The sequence below is a fragment of the Pseudomonas sp. 32_A genome, from assembly GCF_017490905.1.
Taxonomy (GTDB): Bacteria; Pseudomonadota; Gammaproteobacteria; order Pseudomonadales; family Pseudomonadaceae; genus Aquipseudomonas; species Aquipseudomonas inefficax.
Map to the genome: position 1 here is coordinate 286,222 of NZ_JAFGYI010000001.1, position 18,555 is coordinate 304,776.

Sequence of the window (18,555 nt, forward strand, 5' to 3'; positions counted from 1 at the left end):
AATACCTCGCCAGGCGGCTCCCGCCCCGTATTTACGGCACTTTCCGACCCCCGGTAGCCGGTTTTGTGAAAATTTCATGAAGCGTTGCGAATTTTGAGCACGCTTGTTGCATTCCTTTCACGCCAAGTCGGCACGACATCTGCATCGGCAGGTGTACGCGACAAATAACAACAGCGGCATTGGTTACCAGGGAGTTTCCCAACCGGAGTCGGTAGTTACAGATTCATTACGGTGAAAGAAACAGCGCTGGTGTTGAACGGCCCTTAAACCGGGGCGTGATTTGCGACATGGAAATACCTGAAAGCGACATGGTGAAAAAGTTCCGCAAAGGATGTTTATACCCATATCGCCAACAACAGTCAGCGTGCTATACATTTTCGCCGACATAACAAGAAAGAGCTGCCCCATATAACTAAAACACTTGGACGCAGCGGTACTCTTCCTAAAAACCAAAGGAGCAAATCACGATGCGCGTGATGAAGTGGAGCATGATCGCCCTGGCCGTTGCGGCAGGGACCTCGCAGTTGGCATTGGCCTCTTCCCAGGACGAGTCCAAAGGTTTCATCGAAGACAGCAAGCTGAACGTCAAGACCCGCATGCTGTACTTCAGCCGTGACTTCCGTAACAACGAAGGCGGCCAGAGCCGTCGCGAAGAGACCGGCCTGGGCTTCCTCGGCACCTTCGAGTCCGGCTTCACCCAGGGCACCGTGGGTGTGGGTGTGGATGCCATCGGCATGCTCGGCCTGAAACTGGACAGCGGCAAGGGCCGCGCCGGTACCGGCCTGTTCCCGACCGGCTCCGACGGCCGTTCGCAGGATGACTACTCCAAGGGCGGCGGCGCGGTCAAATTCCGCATCTCCGACACCGTGCTGAAAGTGGGTGACCAGTTCACCGCTCTGCCGGTCTTCGCCACCGACGACAGCCGCCTGCTGCCAGAAATCGCCCAGGGCACCCTGATCACCAGCAACGAGATCGAGGGCCTGACCCTGCACGCTGGTCATTTCACCAGCCTGACCGCCCAGGAGCAGACCGACCGCGACAGCTTCCACCTGAAGGAAGCCAACGTGGTAGGTGGTACCTACGCCTTCACCGACAACCTCAGCACCAGCCTGTACTACTCGAAGGTTGAAGACTACTGGCGCAAGTACTACGCCAACGTCAACTGGGCGCTGCCGATCTCGGACAAGCAAGGCCTGGTGTTCGACTTCAACATCTATGACACCAAGAGCGAAGGCTCGGCCGAGTACCGCGCATTCGATGGCGACAAACTGGACAACCGCGCGTTCAGCCTGTCGGGCGCCTACAACATCGGCGCTCACACCTTCACCCTGGCCTACCAGAAAGTTACCGGTGACGGCGACTACGGCTACGGCATCGACGGTGGCGGCACCATCTTCCTGGCCAACTCCGTGGCCCGTTCCGACTTCAACGCCGAAGACGAGAAGTCCTGGCAGGCTCGCTACGACCTGAACTTTGCCGAATACGGCATCCCGGGCCTGACCTTCATGACCCGTTATGTACGCGGTACCGATGCCAACGTCACCGGCACCAGCAACGGCAAGGAATGGGAACGCGACGTCGATATCAAGTACGTGCTGCAGAGCGGCCCGGCGAAAGACCTGAGCTTCCGCGTACGTCAGGCTACCTACCGTTCTTCCGATGGCACCTACTACGATTCCCCATCGATCGACGAACTGCGCCTGATCGTGGAGTACCCGCTGAGCATCCTGTAAGCCTGGCTTGCAGTGCCCCGCACTTGAAAAAGCCCGGCGATCACGCCGGGCTTTTTCTTGGCTGACAAGTGTCACGCCCTGGGGCATCCTGTACGCCTTCGTTTCGCCCCCGTACAATGCGGGGTCATTTCAATGTCTTAGGCAATCGACACGGCTCACCATGCGCACCAGTCAATATTTGCTCGCCACCCAGAAAGAAACCCCTGCCGACGCAGTGGTCATCAGCCATCAGCTCATGCTGCGTGCCGGCATGATCCGCAAACTGGCCTCCGGCCTGTACACCTGGCTGCCGATGGGCTTGCGGGTGATGCGCAAGGTCGAGGCCGTGGTGCGCGAGGAAATGAACGCCGCCGGCGCCCTGGAAGTGCTGATGCCCAGCATCCAGCCCGCCGAACTGTGGCAGGAATCCGGCCGCTGGGAACAGTACGGCCCCGAGCTGCTGCGCCTGAAGGATCGCCACCAGCGCGACTTCTGCGTCGGCCCGACCCACGAAGAAGTGATCACCGACCTGGCCCGCAACGAGCTGTCCAGCTATAAACAGCTGCCGCTCAACATGTACCAGATCCAGACCAAGTTCCGTGACGAGATCCGCCCGCGCTTCGGCTTGATGCGCGGCCGCGAGTTCATCATGAAGGACGCCTACTCGTTCCATGCCGACCAGGCTTCCCTGCAGGAAACCTACGATCGCATGCATCAGGCGTACACCAATATCTTCACCCGCCTGGGCCTGGACTTCCGCCCGGTGCAGGCCGACACCGGCTCCATCGGTGGCAGCTACTCGCACGAGTTCCACGTGCTGGCCGAGTCTGGCGAAGACGATGTGATCTTCAGCGACAGCTCCGACTACGCCGCCAACATCGAGAAGGCCGAAGCCATCCCGCGTGAAACCGTGCGCCCGGCCCCTACCGAGGAGCTGCGCCTGGTCGACACGCCGAACGCCAAGACTATCGCCCAGCTGGTGGAAAACTTCGGCCTGCCGATCGAGAAGACCGTCAAGACCCTGATCGTGCGCGGCGCCGAAGAGGGCAAGCTGGTTGCACTGATCGTGCGTGGCGACCATGAGCTCAACGAAATCAAGGCCGCCAAGCTGGAACAGGTTGCCGACCCGCTGGTGATGGCCAGCGACGCCGAACTGCGCGAGGCCATCGGTGCTGGCGCAGGTTCGCTCGGCCCGCTGAACCTGCCGCTGGAAATCATCATCGACCGTTCGGTTGCCCTGATGAGCGACTTCGGCATCGGCGCCAACATCGACGACAAGCACTACTTCGGCGTGAACTGGGAGCGCGACCTGCCGGTTCCACAGGTCGCCGACCTGCGTAACGTGGTCGAAGGCGACCCGAGCCCGGACGGCCAGGGTACCCTGGTGATCAAGCGCGGCATCGAAGTGGGCCACATCTTCCAGCTTGGCACCAAGTACAGCGAGGCGCTGAAGTGCCAGGTACTGGGCGAGAACGGCAAGCCGGTCACCCTGTCCATGGGCTGCTACGGCATCGGTGTGTCCCGCGTGGTCGCAGCTGCCATCGAGCAGAGCTATGACGACAAGGGCATCATCTGGAACGACGCCCTGGCTCCGTTCCAGATCGCCCTGGTCCCGCTGCGCTACGAAACCGAGGTGGTTCGCGAGGCGACCGACAAGCTGTACGCCGAACTGACTGCTGCCGGCTACGAAGTGCTGCTGGACGACCGTGACAAGAAGACCAGCCCAGGCATCAAGTTTGCCGACATGGAACTGATCGGCATCCCGCACCGCGTCGTCGTCAGCGATCGCGGCCTGGCCGAAGGCAACCTGGAGTACAAGCACCGCACAGAGCAGGACGCCCAAGCGTTGCCGCTCGATGAAGTGCTGACCTTCCTGCAGGCCCGCGTTCGCCGCTGATAACCAATGCACGAGTGATCATGTTCAAGCGAAGTACCTTTCCCCTGGGGGGCGCCGCACTGTGCGGCGCCCTGCTCGTCAGTGGCTGCGCCAACCAGATGTCCCAGCGCAGCGACCATGAGGAGCGCGTCGAGCGCAAGCTGCTCGAGCACACCCTGCAGATCGATGTCGGCGAGCCGAAGGTGATGGAGCTTCCGCAACGGCGTGTGCGCGTGCATGAGCAGAAGCGCTTCGAAGTCACCGAATTCGAAGTCACCCGCAGCTATGACCGCTATACGCCTTACCAACCCTGGCGGGAGATCTACGAGATCCCGCTGGGTGCGGTGGCTGTGGTGGCAGGCGTGGGTGCCAACGTGGTCAATGTGTTCGCCCTGGGCAACCTGCCGGAAAGCATCACCCACGACTGGCTCAGCTACGGCGTGGACGGGCTCAACCCGTTCATGAACGTGCCGTCCAACGGCCGTGCCCAGCAGAACCTGGCCGGGATCAGCGAAGTGCAGAAAGGCAAGCGCGAGGAATCTACCAGCCTGCCCTGGAGCGAGCGCCTGGTCGAGGTGAAGGCTGGCAAGATGACCCACGAGCTGACCACCGACAGGAACGGCGTGCTGCGCCTGAACCTGCTCGACAGCCCGTTCTCCGAGCAGAACCTCAACCACATCGGTACCCTGCACCTGCAGGTGCTGGACGAGGACAACGCGGTACGTGGCGATGCCAGCCTGCTGGTCAGCGCCACCCTGCGCAACAAGCTGCTCGAAGCCCATGAACTGATCTTCGATGACCTCGAAGATGACGATGTCGGCCAATGGGTACACCGGGTCAAGCGCTTGTCCGAACTGGGCCTGGAAGAGGAAGCCAGTGAAATGGAACAGAGCCTGATCGAACTGACCCGCAACGACCCGGAGTTGCAGCAGGAATTTCTGCAGTCGCTGACCAAGGCCACCGGCAGGTTGGTGGCTGACCCGGGCGCGCAGTAACCCGCATCACGCAATATCTTGTAGGAGCGGCCTTGTGTCGCGATGGGCTGCGAAGCAGCCCCAGGATTTCAGCGTTGATGCATGAAATGCCGGGGCTGCTTCGCAGCCCATCGCGACACAAGGCCGCTCCTACAGGGACCGCGTTAAATTGGCGGGCCATTTATTGAGGCGGGAACAGCTCCAGCTGCTCATGCGCCCCGCGCAAGTCGCGCAACCTCACGCCCACCCCCAACAAGCGTACCGGCTTGCCACCACGGGCAAACGCCTGCCCCAGCAACTGGCGATAACTCTCAAGGTCTCTGCCCGCCCCCGCCTGCTCCATGGTGGTCTGGCTGAAGTCATGGAACTTGACCTTGACGAAGGGTTTTTCCGGCCGGTAACTACTGTCCATGCGGGCGATACGCTGGTTCAGGCTTTCCAGCAGTTCGGGCAGCCGTGCCAGGCAACTGGCCAGGTCCGGCAGGTCGGTGTCGTAGGTGTTTTCCACGCTGACCGACTGCCGGCGGCTGTCATTGTGTACCGCACGCTCATCGATACCCCGCGCCAGCCCCCACAACCGCTCGCCAAAGCTGCCGAACTCGCGCACCAGCGCCAGACGCGACCATTCGCGCAGCTCCAGGCAGGTTTCGATACCCAACCGCGCCATCTTGTCTGCCGTTACCTTGCCCACCCCGTGCAACCTGGCAACCGGCAGGGCGGCAACAAATGCCTCCACTTCGTCCGGGGTAATCACGAACAGGCCATTGGGCTTGCGCCAGTCACTGGCGATCTTGGCCAGGAACTTGTTCGGCGCCACGCCAGCCGAGACAGTGATATGCAGGGTGCGGGCGACGCGGCGGCGGATATCTTCGGCAATGCGCGTGGCGCTGCCCGAGTACCATTGGCTGTCGCTCACATCCAGATAGGCCTCGTCCAGTGACAGCGGCTCGATCAGCTCGGTGTAGTCGCGGAAGATCGTGTGGATTTCCCGCGAGGCCTCACGGTAGGCCTCGAAGCGCGGCTTGACGATCAGCAGGTCCGGGCACAGTTTCAGCGCGTGCCGCGACGACATGGCCGAACGCACGCCGTAGGCACGCGCCTCATAGTTGCAGGTGGCGATGACCCCACGATGGTCGGCCGAGCCCCCCACCGCCATGGGCCGCCCGGCCAGGCGCGGGTCGTCACGCATTTCGATCGCGGCGTAGAAGCAATCGCAGTCGACGTGGATGATCTTGCGCAAGGACATGGATGACCGTCAGCACTGTAAATTCATACAGATAGTATCGCATGCGTACTGTTGTGAAACAGCTCACCCGCTTCGGCACACGATAATCGGCCTGAAAGCCCCACCGTGCCTGAGCTGCATACATTTGAATACGCTAAGGGGTTGAACAAAAAAGGTTTTTCCAGAACATTTGCTTGACAATGGGAAGAGAATCCGTAGAATTCGATCTCACAGGCGCGGGATGGAGCAGCCTGGTAGCTCGTCGGGCTCATAACCCGAAGGTCGTCGGTTCAAATCCGGCTCCCGCAACCAGATTCGAGAAAAGGCCACTGTTAACGCAGTGGCCTTTTTCTTTGTGCGCAGAAAACCTCTGCCAGCAAAAAGTGTCGAGAAATCAAACGTTAGCGCTTGACACACCCGCCACAAGCTGTAGAATCCGCCCCACTGACGCGGGATGGAGCAGCCTGGTAGCTCGTCGGGCTCATAACCCGAAGGTCGTCGGTTCAAATCCGGCTCCCGCAACCAGATTCAAGAAAAGGCCACTGTATACACAGTGGCCTTTTTCTTTGCCTCTGAAAATGTGCATCGCTAGCCTGAAGTTCAAAAAGCTTGACAACCAATCGCCAAGCTGTAGAATGCGCACCTCTGACGCGGGATGGAGCAGCCTGGTAGCTCGTCGGGCTCATAACCCGAAGGTCGTCGGTTCAAATCCGGCTCCCGCAACCATATTCGTCAGAACAAACCCCGCCTGTGTAACAGCAGCGCGGGGTTTGTCGTTTTCACCCCTCTGCTTTTTCCTCGCCTCGAATTCCCTCGCCCCCTCAGCCACCCCCTGGCTAGAAAGGGCGTGCCTTGGATGAACTATCTTTAACCCGGCCAGGCCACTGCAAGCGCCCGAGCCCGGAGTAACATGGGGATACGTTTTTCTAAGGGACTTTCACTTGGCCGCACCTTCCCCTCTCCTCGCGCTGCATGCCCGAGGCAACCAATGACTTCGCCAAACCCAGAACCGGCAGCGCCGCTCGCCTCGGCGCTGCCGGGGGCCGTGCAACGCCTGCCCTTGCTCGAGCGCTTGAGCCGCTACCGTCAGCCCATCAGCCTGGCAGTGACCCTGGTGTTGTTCACCATGGCCTTGATCGCCTGCCGCCACCTGTTGAGCGAGTTGGATATCTATGCCTTGCACGATGCCATGCTCAGCGTACCGACCCAGGCACTGCTCGGTGCCTTGCTGGCAACCGTGGCCGGCTTCCTGATTCTGCTGGGTTACGAGTGGTCGGCCAGCCGCTATGCCGGTGTGAAACTGCCGCTGCCCAGCCTGCTGCTGGGCGGCTTCAGTGCCTTTGCCATCGGCAACGCCATCGGCCTGTCGATGCTGTCGGGAGGTTCGGTGCGCTACCGCCTGTATGCGCGGCAAGGGGTCGGCGCAGGCGAAGTGGCGCGGATGAGCGTGTTCGCCAGCCTATCGCTGGGCTGTGCGCTACCGCCCCTGGCCGCCTTGGCGACCCTGAGCGACCTGCCGGCGGCCTCGGCCGCACTGGGTCTGGCGACGGGCTTGCTGGCGGGTATCGCCATAGCCGTGCTGGTGCTGTGCAGCGTGCTGGTGTTCGGCCTGTACCGCCGGCGCCTGGCCGAACAACCACTGGCCGATAACCTGCTGGTACAGCTAGGCCGGCGCACACTACGCCTGCCCAGCGCCCGCCTGACCGCCCTGCAACTGCTGATCACCGCACTGGATGTCGCGGCTGCCGCCACCGTGCTGTATCTGCTGCTGCCCGAAGCACCGCCATTTGGTGCCTTTGTCCTGGTGTATTTGCTGGCCTTGGCCGCAGGTGTGCTCAGCCACGTACCGGGCGGCGTCGGGGTGTTCGAAGCGATCCTGCTGGCAGCGTTTGCCGACCAACTCGGCGCGGCGCCGCTGGCAGCAGCACTGCTGCTGTATCGGCTGATCTACGTGGTACTGCCGCTGCTGCTGGCCTGCGTGCTGCTGTTGGCCAACGAAGCCCGGCGCCTGCTGTTCGCGCAACAGGCTATCAAGGCCGCTTCCGGGCTGGCTGCGCCGATCCTGTCGATCCTGGTGTTCCTGTCCGGGGTGGTGCTGCTTTTCTCCGGGGCCACGCCGGAGATCGACACCCGCCTGGAGCACATGGGTTTCCTGGTACCGCACCGCCTGATCGACGCCTCGCACTTCGGCGCCAGCCTGATCGGCGTGCTGTGCCTGCTGCTGGCCCAGGGCCTGCGCCGGCGCCTGTCCGCCGCCTGGCTGCTGACCACCGTGCTGTTGCTGGTCGGCGCCCTGCTGTCGCTGCTCAAGGGCTTCGATTGGGAAGAGGCCTGCCTGCTGACCCTTACTGCCACCCTGCTCGCTCTGTTCCGCCGCTCCTTCTACCGCCCCAGCCGCTTGCTCGAGTTGCCGTTCTCGCCGGTGTTTCTGGTGGCCAGCGCCTGTGTGGTGGGCGCATCGGTGTGGCTGTTGCTGTTCGCCTACCAGGATGTGCCCTACAGCCATCAGCTGTGGTGGCAGTTCACCCTCGATGCCGACGCCCCGCGCGGCCTGCGCGCCGCAATGGGCAGCGCCTTGCTGCTGGCGGCGGTGGCCCTGACCTGGCTGCTGCGCACGGCACCACCGGTAATCCACCTGCCCGATGAACAGGAACTGCAGCGGGCCAACCGCATTCTGCTGGCCTCTGACCAGCCCGATGGCGGCCTGGCGCTGACCGGCGACAAGGCGCTGTTGTTCCACCCTGCTGACAACGCCTTCCTCATGTACGCCCGTCGCGGTCGCAGCCTGGTGGCCTTGTACGACCCGATCGGCCCGGCCCAGGAGCGCGCCGAGATGATCTGGCAGTTCCGCGACCTGTGCGACCTGCACCATGCCCGCCCGGTGTTCTATCAGGTGCGCGCCGAGAACCTGCCGTTCTACATGGACATCGGCCTGACCGCGCTGAAGCTGGGCGAAGAAGCCCGGGTCGACTTGCGCCGCTTCGACCTCGAAGCCAAGGGCAAGGAGATGAAGGACTTGCGCTACACCTGGAACCGTGGCGGTCGTGACGGCCTGAGCCTGGAGATCCACGAACCCGGGCATGCTCCGCTGGCAGAGCTGAAGGAAATTTCCGACGCCTGGCTCGGCGGCAAGAACGTGCGTGAGAAAGGCTTCTCGCTGGGGCGCTTCAGCCCTGAGTACCTGCAGCATTTTCGCATTGCCCTGATCCGCTTCCAGGGCCGCCCGGTGGCTTTCGCCAACCTGCTTGAAACCCATGGCAATGAACTGGCCAGCCTTGACCTGATGCGGGCCCACCCCGAAGCCCCGAAGCTGACCATGGAATTCATGATGATCGGCCTGATCCTGCACTACAAAAGCCATGACTACGCCCGCTTCAGCCTGGGCATGGTGCCGCTTTCCGGGCTGCAGCCGCGGCGTGGCGCGCCCTTGACCCAGCGCCTGGGCTCGATGGTGTTCCGCCGTGGCGAGCAGCTTTACAACTTCCAGGGGCTTCGACGCTTCAAGGACAAGTTCCAACCGGACTGGGAACCCCGCTACATGGCCGTGCCGGCCGGGCTCGACCCGCTGGTGGCACTGGCCGACACCGCCGCCCTGATTGCAGGCGGCCTGACTGGATTGGTGAAACGTTGATGACCCGACGCTTTTGGCTGTACCTGCTGGTTCCCCTGCTGTTGGCCGCCGTGGGAGGCGCGCTGGCGTTCTGGCTATGGACGCGCCCGGCCCCCGAGGCGCGCCTGGAACAACTGAGCATCAATGGCACCCCTATCACCCGCGTGACCCCAGGCGTGCACCCCAAAGCCCGGGTGGCCATCGGTGTCCCTCAGGACCAGGCGCTGACCGACAGGCAACTGCTGGACCTGGCACAGGCCGGCGAAGCGCAACTGGTGCAGGTGATCGTGCCGCCCAACGACTGCAGCAAGCAGCAACAGGCCCTAGACCAGGCCCTGGGCCAATTGTCGGAGAAGCCGACCCTGGTCGCCGGCATCGGCCCTGGCGCCGCCCAGGCCTGGCGCTGGCTGGCCAGCCAGAACAACGACAAGGCGCGGGCGATTTCCGTGGACTTCAGCCTGGAACAGCCCGGCTGCCAGGCGCCGCTGCCGAAGTCGGCCGCCCATGGCCACTGGAACGTCGCCTGGAACGACAACCCGGATGACGCCAGCGCCGCTTTCGTGCGCGACCAGGCCAATGCCGAAACCAGCATCAGCGACTACGACATCCACCTGCCACAAGTGCTCAAGGCCCAGCTCACCCAGGCCCTGGTCGGCCACGATGGCAACGCCCTGGCCATCCCGGTGGTCGAGGTACCGGCCGGGCAGACTACCGACACGGTCACCCTGTTCCTTTCCGGTGATGGTGGCTGGCGGGACCTGGACCGCGACGTGGCCGGGGAAATGGCCAAGCTTGGCTACCCGGTGGTCGGCATCGATACGTTGCGCTACTACTGGCAGCACAAGACTCCGGAACAAAGCGCCGCCGACCTGTCCGAGCTGATGCAGCACTATCGGCAGAAGTGGGGCACCAAGCGCTTCGTGCTGACCGGCTATTCGTTCGGCGCCGACGTGCTGCCGGCGATCTACAACCGCCTGCCGGCCGAGGACCAGCAGCGTATCGACGCGGTGATGCTGCTGGCCTTTGCCCGCAGTGGCAGCTTCGAGATCGAAGTCGAGGGCTGGCTGGGCAAGGAAGGCCAGGAAGCGCCAACCGGGCCTGAAATGGCCAGGCTGCCGGCTTCCAAGGTGGTGTGCGTGTATGGTGTGGAAGAAACCGACGAGAGCGGCTGCACCGACAAGACTGCGGTGGGTGAACGCCTGAAGCTGCCAGGGGGGCACCACTTCGACGAAAACTACCCGGCATTGGCCAAGCGCCTGATCGGCGAGATCGAGACACGCCAGGGCAAGTCCAGCGTGGCTGAGCAGAACTGATAAGACCTTGCGACCCATTCGCGGGTAAACCCGCTCCCACAGGTACAGCGCAAGCTTTGAAAGCTATGCGGTCCATGTGGGAGCGGGTACTGCCTTGAAATCTGTATTGCACCTCAGATCTCGACCTGGGTCCCCAGCTCGATCACCCGGTTCAACGGCAGGTTGAAGAAGCGCAAGTTGCCGTTGGCATTCTTCAGCAGGAACGCAAACAGGTTGCCCCGCCAGCGCGACATCCCCTCCAGCCGTGAGGCGATCACGGTCTCGCGGCTGAGGAAGTAGGTGGTGCGCATCGGGCTGAAGTCCAGCTCTTCCAGGTGGCAAAGCTTCAGCGCCGCCGGCACATCCGGTTCGTCCATGAAGCCAAAGTGCAGCAGCACGCGGAAGAACCCGTCGCCATAAGCCTCCACTTCGAAACGCTCCTGCTCCGGTACCCGTGGCCGGTCCTCACTGACAACCGTCAACAGCACGACCTGACTGTGCAGCACCTGGTTATGCAACATGTTGTGCAACAGCGCATGGGGCACCGCATCGGAGCGCGCCGTGAGGAACACCGCCGTGCCTTCGACCCGGTGCGGCGGCTGAATGCGTATGCTGCTGATGAACAGCTGCAGTGGCAGCGCGCCTTCGTCGATACGCTCCATCAGGATTTGCTTGCCGCGCTTCCAGGTGCTCATCAACAGGTACAGCACGCCCCCGGCCAATACCGGGAAGGCACCGCCCTGGGCGATCTTCGGCACGTTGGCGGCAAAGAACAGCCCGTCGACGAACAGGAAGCCCAGCAGGATCGGCACTGCCAGCACCGGTGGCCACTTCCACAGCAGCAGCATCACCGCCGAGACCAGGATGGTGGTCATCAGCATGGTACCGGTCACCGCCACGCCGTAGGCCGCCGCAAGGGCTCCGGACGACTCGAAACCGACCACCAGCAGTACCACGCCGACCATCAGCGACCAGTTGATTGCGCCGATGTAGATCTGCCCCTGTTCGTCGCTGGAGGTATGCTGGACCTGCATCCGGGGAATGTAGCCCAGCTGAATGGCCTGGCGGGTCAGGGAGAACGCCCCTGAGATCACCGCCTGCGAAGCGATCACCGTGGCCATGGTAGCCAAACCGACCATCGGCAGCAGCGCCCAGCCCGGCGCCAGCAGGTAGAACGGGTTACGTGCCGCCTCGGGGTCTTGCAGCAGTAACGCGCCCTGGCCAAAGTAGTTGAGCACCAGCCCCGGCAGTACCAAGGCAAACCAGGCCCGGGCGATCGGCTTGCGGCCAAAGTGGCCCATGTCGGCGTACAACGCCTCGGCACCGGTCAGTGCCAGCACCACCGCACCGAGAATGGCGACACCCATGCCGGGGTGAACCACGAAGAAGTTCACCGCCCAGATCGGGTTGAATGCCTTGAGTACATCCGGGCTCTGCGAAATGCCATGCACCCCCAGCGCACCCAGCGCCACGAACCAGATGACCATGATCGGGCCGAACAGCTTGCCGATCTTGTCGGTGCCGTGCTTTTGCACCAGGAACAGCGCCACCAATATCACCAGCGAAATCGGCACCACCCAGTGGTCGATACCCTCGAACGCCAGGCCCATGCCCTCTACCGCCGAGAGCACCGACACCGCCGGGGTGATCATGCTGTCGCCATAGAACAACGAAGCGCCGATCAACCCGCACACCACCATCAACGTGCGCAACCTCGGGTAGGCCGCCGTGGCCCGCCGCGCCAGCGCGGTCAACGCCATGGTGCCGCCCTCGCCCTGGTTGTCGGCGCGCAGGATGAACATCACGTACTTGAACGACACCACCCACAGCAGCGACCACAGGATCAGCGACAGGATCCCTAGCACACCGTCATGGTTGACCGGTACTCCGTACCCGCCGCTGAAGACTTCCTTGAGGGTATACAACGGGCTGGTACCGATATCGCCATAAACTACCCCGACCGCCGCCACGAGCAGGCTCAGCGACCGCGTCGCGCCCTGCTTCCCCTCGTGCCCGCCCTCGGCGTGACTGCTTGCCTGAACCATCGAACACTCCCGCAGACGGCCTTGCAAGGCCAGTAGAATTCCCCATGCGCCAGGTGATACCGATACCCCCGACGCAATGGCGCGAAGCATAGCGCAGCGTTCGTCGCATTTCTGCTGGTCAAGCGAACCTGCGCTCGCTAGAATTGCGCACTTTTTGATCAGAGGCGCCAAAAGCGCCCGTCAAGATCGCCCCCGATTCCGGTCGGGCGACCTGCATTCAATACCGAGGTTAGTCATGTCCACCACGCCCGCCACCCCCAAGGTAGGTTTCGTAAGCCTGGGTTGCCCAAAAGCCCTGGTCGATTCCGAGCGCATCCTGACCCAGCTGCGCATGGAAGGCTATGAAGTCGTGCCCACCTACGAGGACGCCGACGTGGTGGTGGTCAACACCTGCGGTTTCATCGACAGCGCCAAGGCCGAGTCGCTGGAAGTGATCGGCGAAGCGATCAAGGAAAACGGCAAAGTCATCGTCACCGGCTGCATGGGTGTCGAGGAAGGCAGCATCCGTGACGTGCACCCGAGCGTGCTGTCGGTCACCGGCCCGCAGCAGTACGAGCAGGTGGTCAACGCCGTGCACGAAGTGGTGCCGCCACGCCAGGACCACAACCCGCTGATCGACCTGGTGCCGCCGCAGGGCGTCAAGCTGACCCCGCGCCACTATGCGTACCTGAAGATCTCCGAAGGCTGCAACCACAGCTGCAGCTTCTGCATCATCCCGTCGATGCGCGGCAAGCTGGTCAGCCGCCCGGTCGGTGAAGTGCTGAGCGAGGCCGAGCGCCTGGTCAAGGCCGGGGTCAAGGAAATCCTGGTGATTTCCCAGGACACCAGCGCCTATGGCGTCGACGTCAAGTACAAGACCGACTTCTGGAACGGCCGCCCGGTCAAGACCCGCATGCTCGAACTGTGCGAAGCACTGAGCAGCCTGGGTGCCTGGGTACGCCTGCATTACGTTTACCCATACCCGAACGTCGACGACGTGATCCCGCTGATGGCCGCCGGCAAGATCCTGCCGTATCTGGACATCCCGTTCCAGCACGCCAGCCCGAAAGTGCTCAAGGCCATGAAGCGCCCGGCGTTCGAAGACCGCACCCTGGCACGTATCAAGAACTGGCGCGAGCAGTGCCCGGAGCTGGTGATTCGCTCCACCTTCATCGTCGGCTTCCCGGGCGAGACCGAAGAAGACTTCCAATACCTGCTGGACTGGCTGACCGAAGCCCAGCTGGACCGCGTGGGCTGCTTCCAGTACTCGCCGGTGGAAGGCGCCCCGGCCAACGACCTGGGCCTGGAAGAAGTGCCGGACGACGTCAAGCAGGACCGCTGGGACCGCTTCATGGCCCACCAGCAGGCCATCAGCGCCGCCCGCCTGCAACTGCGCATCGGCAAGGAAATCGACGTATTGATCGATGAAGTGGAAGAGCAGGGTTCGGTTGGCCGCAGCTTCTTCGACGCCCCGGAGATCGACGGCAGCGTGTTCATCGATGGCGACCACGGTTTCAAGCCGGGTGACAAGGTGCGTTGCCGCGTGGTGGATGCCGACGAATACGACATGTGGGCCGAACCCATCTAATCGCGCTGGAACATAATGCCTGCAGTTGTGTAATTTGGGGCCGCTTCGCGGCCCATCGCCGGCAAGCCGGCTCCCACAGGGGATCGCGCAAATCCTGAATTCTGCGCGGTACCTGTGGGAGCCGGCTTGCCGGCGATGGGCTGCGAAGCGGCCCCGTTAACACTGTCTGACAGGCATTACCGGGTCAGGGGCTTTTTCGTCAGAACGCATGAAAAAGCATCAGGCCGCCCTCTGCATCCGGGCTGGCATCCGAGAAGCCTTTGACCGCATAGAGTTGCACTTTCCACTGCTGGTTGAGCTTGTGTGTCAGGAACAGGGTAAGTTCCCTGATCTGCGCGCCCGTCGAGACGACCTTCTGCCGCCAGTCGTAGGAGGCGCCCGCCGAAGTGCCTGCAGCCACGGGCATGGCGAAGCCGAGGCTGGCAAATATCGGGTCGTCGAAATCGCTGTCGGGCGGGTCGCCGAACTTCTTCCAGCCCAGGGTCGCGAAGCCGGTCACCGGGCCAAAGGCCTTGGCGATGTCGACCTGGCCGGTGTAGTCGTATTCACCGGTGCCCAGGCACTGGTCTTCATCGGCAGTGGGGAATTTGACCTTGCCGATCAGGTCCAGCATCAGGCCGCCGCCACTGCCATCGAGCAGGGCATAACCGGCGCTGGCGACCGTGTCCCCCAGCCCGCTTTCCACATCCCGGCAGCCACCGGGCAAGGGGTCACCGTTCGGGCCCACCTCTGGGTTGGTGATGCGCAGCCAGGGGACGGTGACCTTGTAGGTCATTGGGCCGGTTTCATACTTGCCGACCACCGGGACATACCAGATTTCCGAGGTTGTATCCGTGCCATAGTCGCCACTTGAATAGTCCATGCCTATGGCCGCGCTGAAGGTGTCGCCCAGGACCGACGCGCTGGCGCATGACAACAAGCAGGCGAAAAGAGGGAAAGTGGGTCTCATCTGCACCTCGGTATCCCTAGCGGGAAGGGTGATGGCACTTACCCAGCCTAGTTGGCTAATGCCCGGATCGCTCTGGATGCTCCACTTTTTCGACTTTCTCTATTGTTTCGGGCCTTTCGACCTTTTCAATCTTCTCGACTTTCTCGACTTTCTCGACTTTCTCGACTTTCTCGACCTTCTCGACCTTCTCGACCTTCTCGACCTTCTCGACCTTCTCAGGCTTTTCGATCTTCTCGACCTTTTCGGGCTTCTCGGTTTTCTCGATCTTCTCGACTTTTTCTACTTTCTCTACCTTTTCAACCTTCTCTGCTTTTTCAATCTTTTCCACCTTTTCAAGCTCGACCTTCTGTACCCGGTCAGAGCTTCCACTATTGCTGCTCTCGGGTTGCTCCACGGTGTCGACATGTTCCGACTTTCCGGACTTGTCCACACTGTCAGTACTGTCCCGACCACTGGAGTCGTCAACACTGTCGTGCCCGCTGTGGTCATCACTGACTTCAATGCGATCACTGGTCTCATCACGCCCGCCATGCCCGCTATTGCTGGAGCCTTCGGTGTCAATGGTCCCTTCAGCCTTACTGGCATCGTGCTCGCTGCCACGCCCCGAATGCCCTCTGTCCGGGTTGTCGACACGGTCATCATGGAACTCCACGCGGGTTGCCCGCAGCTCATGTTTGCCACTGAACACCCCGCTCACCTGCACACGTTGATCGAGCGCCAATGCCGCGGGCTGTTTGCCGACGATCACGGTGCCCTGCCCCAGCGTCACCTTGATGCCTGCCACCACCAGTTGTTGAGCGTGGCTGCGCTGTACCAGCCCCTCGATCACCGCCGCCTGCACACGGCCAGCAAAAGGCAGGCTCGGGTCTGGACGGGTTTGCGCCACTTCCAGCTGGCGCCCGGTCCACTGCCCACGCACCAGCACTTCCCGCGCGGGTGCCACACGGGTTCCCAGCTTGAGCCCTTGAAGGTTACCAGTACGATCAACCGCACCGATGGCACTGGCCTCCCTGAGCCCTGGCGCCCGTTCGATACGGCTGGCTACCACTTCGCCCTTGGCATCGCGCAGTCCACTGACTCTGACCGGCTCGCCCGGGCGCAGCCCTTCAGCCACCCGCGCCCCTGCAGCAAGCCGCACAGGTTGGCCCATGACCCGCAGGGGGGCCGAAGCATTGGGCAGAGCCGTCAGCGGCCCTTCGTAAACGTTGAGGATCGAGATGCGCCCTGCTTGCAGGCCGCGCTTGCCGGCAAAGGCCTCCACCGCGACAACCTGGCCGATCGCCAAGTGAGCGCTACTGGCAGGTGCACCGTTTTCACTCACCGGTACATCCTTGCCAAAGTGTACTTCCAGCCCATTGACACAGATCGAGGCGAACCCGGTGATAGTGCCGACGATGCCCGTGCCCCCGGTACCGCCCGGGCGCAGGATCGGTGCGCCGGTACCGCCTACCCCGCCGTTATCAATGAAGGTGCCGTCCACACCGTCGGCCACCGCACCGGTCCCGCCCGTGCCGCCGGGACGCTGCGGCAGCGGCGCACCAGTGCCACCCACTCCGCCGTTTTCGCTACGCACACCGGTACCGCCGACACCGCCCGTTCTGGCGCCGGTACCTCCAATACCACCCGGAAACTGCAAGCCCGCCGCACCCGCCATACCCACTTCGTCACGGCTGACACACACCGGCGCTGCGACCACCTCGCCAGGCGCCATCAGGTTCAGCCCGAAGCCCAGGATCAGCGTGACGACACTGAGGCAGCGCGCGAAGGAAGTCATGGCTCTGATGTCTTCGACAAATCGGGGTCGGTAGTCTCAGTGTAGAAATAAAGCCCGACAGTGATGCGCTGACGTTGCTCGGCGCTGGGTACATCGACCTCTTCCAGGCCTGATGCGAGCCGGCTGAAGGCAAGCAGCATCTGCATGCCATCCTTTTCCACTGCTGCACGCAAGTGGTCGACGCTGGCCGGGCTCAAGGCGTCGTAGTGCACACTGCGTTCAAAGAACGGCTGGCCGTCCCCACTCAGGTTGTGCACTGCTGCACAGGCATGGTCATGCAGGTTGTGGCCAAAGTACGCGGCCTTTTCGTCGAAGCCTTTCTGCGGCACGAATGCCTGGGCTTCCAGGTGCACACAGTCGTGCTCATCGAGCCGGACGATACCCAGGCGCAACCACTCATCCAGCACCACCCGCCCGCGGATGTCGGTGCTGACTTTCGCCACCAGGGCATCGAACGAGCGATCGCCGCCGACACTCGCCAGGCGCGGCAACGGCAGCGCCTGGCCAGGCTCCGAGCAGAACGGCTTGCCGGTGGTCCACATATTGACCAACTGCGCACCTAACGTGATGTTTTCCGGCAGCGCGCCGAGCGATTCGCCCCCCTCGCTGCGCAGACGCCGGACATCCTTGCGATGCACGCCCGTGAGCAGGCTGATGCGGCTGTCGGTCGGCACTGTACCGTCCAGGCGAAATTCGCGATGAGCCACATCGACGAACACTTCCTTGAGCAGGTCGGCGAACATCGGGAAAGTGACCCCTTTGCGCAGCATCAGGCGCACCAGAGGACGCATGACACGCCGCAGTGCGCTTAACATCGAAGGGGGGATGGTAGGCGATTGCATTGAGCGCATTCCTTGACAGATGAACCCAGTATACGACGCGGGAAAAGATCCCACACCAACTGTAACCATATCCCTGACGAGATGAGGGATAGTCGTCGGCGCTCATTGCATTTCGCGTTGAGTGGGGCTGCCGTGTATCCGAACCTGGCCTCACGCAGGCCCGCCCCGTAGGCGCTGCATGAGACCGTTCAGAGCCAGTCAGCTCCTGCTGTTGTCATCACCCGGTTCGCCTGCGGCATGCTCACCGCGGTCATCACCCGGTTCGCCACCCAGATGGTCGCCACGATCATCACCAGGTTCACCACCAACATGATTGCCGTGGTCATCGCCAGGCTCACCGCCAACATGATTGCCATGATCGTCCCCGGGCTCACCGCCAACGTGATTGCCATGATCGTCACCGGGCTCGCCGCCAACGTGATTACCGTGATCGTCCCCAGGCTCACCGCCAACGTGATTGCCATGATCGTCACCTGCTTCAGCGTGGTTGCCGCTGCGCCCAGAGTTCGAGGAACCGTCGTGGCCGCGCCCACTGTTGCCGGCATGGCCATCTCCATCCCCGCCAGCGCCTGGGGCGTGGTCTCGCCGCGCACTTCTACGATGAATTCCTGTTCGAGGCGGCGCAGGTCGGCTTCGATTTTGCGGGTTACCCGCCAGTCCTGGATGAATACCTGCAGGCCGCTGGCACC

At 62.6% G+C, this 18,555-nt stretch carries 11 protein-coding genes, 3 tRNA genes and 1 pseudogene; 9 read left to right on the forward strand and 6 right to left on the reverse strand.

What is annotated here, in order from left to right:
- Positions 1–467 precede the first annotated feature (467 nt).
- The 3 genes from J5M58_RS01245 to J5M58_RS01255 all read left to right on the forward strand — a co-directional run bounded on the left by J5M58_RS01245 (position 468) and on the right by J5M58_RS01255 (position 4,583).
- On the forward strand, positions 468–1,733 hold the full coding sequence (locus J5M58_RS01245) for an OprD family porin (protein WP_112254242.1): 1,266 nt from the start codon (positions 468–470) through the stop codon (positions 1,731–1,733).
- 160 nt (positions 1,734–1,893) lie between these two features.
- On the forward strand, positions 1,894–3,609 hold the full coding sequence (locus J5M58_RS01250) for a proline--tRNA ligase (protein ID WP_207876965.1): 1,716 nt from the start codon (positions 1,894–1,896) through the stop codon (positions 3,607–3,609).
- 20 nt (positions 3,610–3,629) lie between these two features.
- On the forward strand, positions 3,630–4,583 hold the full coding sequence (locus tag J5M58_RS01255; protein ID WP_112254244.1) for a hypothetical protein: 954 nt from the start codon (positions 3,630–3,632) through the stop codon (positions 4,581–4,583).
- A 160-nt stretch (positions 4,584–4,743) separates the two neighbouring features.
- On the opposite strand, the gene dinB is transcribed toward J5M58_RS01255, so the two are convergent.
- A complete protein-coding gene (dinB, locus tag J5M58_RS01260; RefSeq protein ID WP_181457416.1) occupies positions 4,744–5,802 on the reverse strand; it encodes a DNA polymerase IV in 1,059 nt (352 codons plus the stop codon).
- 220 nt (positions 5,803–6,022) lie between these two features.
- Here dinB and J5M58_RS01265 point away from each other — a divergent pair.
- The 5 genes from J5M58_RS01265 (at position 6,023) to J5M58_RS01285 (ending at position 10,710) form a co-directional block, all read left to right on the forward strand.
- Positions 6,023–6,099 (forward strand) — tRNA-Met (locus J5M58_RS01265).
- 136 nt (positions 6,100–6,235) lie between these two features.
- Positions 6,236–6,312, forward strand: a tRNA-Met gene (locus J5M58_RS01270).
- Positions 6,313–6,436: 124 nt separating this feature from the next.
- A tRNA-Met gene (locus tag J5M58_RS01275) sits at positions 6,437–6,513 on the forward strand.
- A 262-nt stretch (positions 6,514–6,775) separates the two neighbouring features.
- Positions 6,776–9,418, forward strand: a complete 2,643-nt coding sequence (gene mprF, locus J5M58_RS01280) for a bifunctional lysylphosphatidylglycerol flippase/synthetase MprF (RefSeq protein WP_112254246.1) — start codon at positions 6,776–6,778, stop codon at positions 9,416–9,418.
- Entirely contained in the window at positions 9,418–10,710 is a 1,293-nt protein-coding gene (locus tag J5M58_RS01285) for a virulence factor family protein (protein ID WP_207876966.1), read from the forward strand. Before mprF ends, J5M58_RS01285 begins: the two co-directional genes overlap by 1 nt.
- Positions 10,711–10,823: 113 nt before the next feature.
- Here J5M58_RS01285 and J5M58_RS01290 read toward each other — a convergent pair whose 3' ends face one another.
- Positions 10,824–12,734, reverse strand: a complete 1,911-nt coding sequence (locus J5M58_RS01290; protein ID WP_207876968.1) for a potassium transporter Kup — start codon at positions 12,732–12,734, stop codon at positions 10,824–10,826.
- 235 nt (positions 12,735–12,969) lie between these two features.
- Here J5M58_RS01290 and rimO point away from each other — a divergent pair, with 235 nt between their 5' ends.
- Positions 12,970–14,301 (forward strand): 30S ribosomal protein S12 methylthiotransferase RimO, encoded by a 1,332-nt coding sequence (gene rimO / locus J5M58_RS01295; RefSeq protein ID WP_013973825.1) that lies wholly within the window; start codon positions 12,970–12,972, stop codon positions 14,299–14,301.
- 199 nt (positions 14,302–14,500) lie between these two features.
- On the opposite strand, the gene J5M58_RS01300 is transcribed toward rimO, so the two are convergent.
- From J5M58_RS01300 to J5M58_RS01315, 4 genes and pseudogenes are all read right to left on the reverse strand, one after another.
- Positions 14,501–15,250, reverse strand: a complete 750-nt coding sequence (locus J5M58_RS01300; protein ID WP_133974794.1) for a hypothetical protein — start codon at positions 15,248–15,250, stop codon at positions 14,501–14,503.
- Positions 15,251–15,305: 55 nt separating this feature from the next.
- Positions 15,306–17,024 carry a DUF5666 domain-containing protein gene (locus J5M58_RS01305; protein WP_207876970.1) on the reverse strand — a complete coding sequence of 573 codons (1,719 nt, stop codon included), beginning with the start codon at positions 17,022–17,024 and terminating at the stop codon, positions 15,306–15,308.
- Positions 17,021–17,866, reverse strand: a complete 846-nt coding sequence (locus J5M58_RS01310; RefSeq protein ID WP_207876972.1) for a DUF6502 family protein — start codon at positions 17,864–17,866, stop codon at positions 17,021–17,023. Before J5M58_RS01310 ends, J5M58_RS01305 begins: the two co-directional genes overlap by 4 nt.
- A gap of 188 nt (positions 17,867–18,054) precedes the next feature.
- A pseudogene (locus tag J5M58_RS01315) lies at positions 18,055–18,555 on the reverse strand (hypothetical protein); the annotation flags it as partial.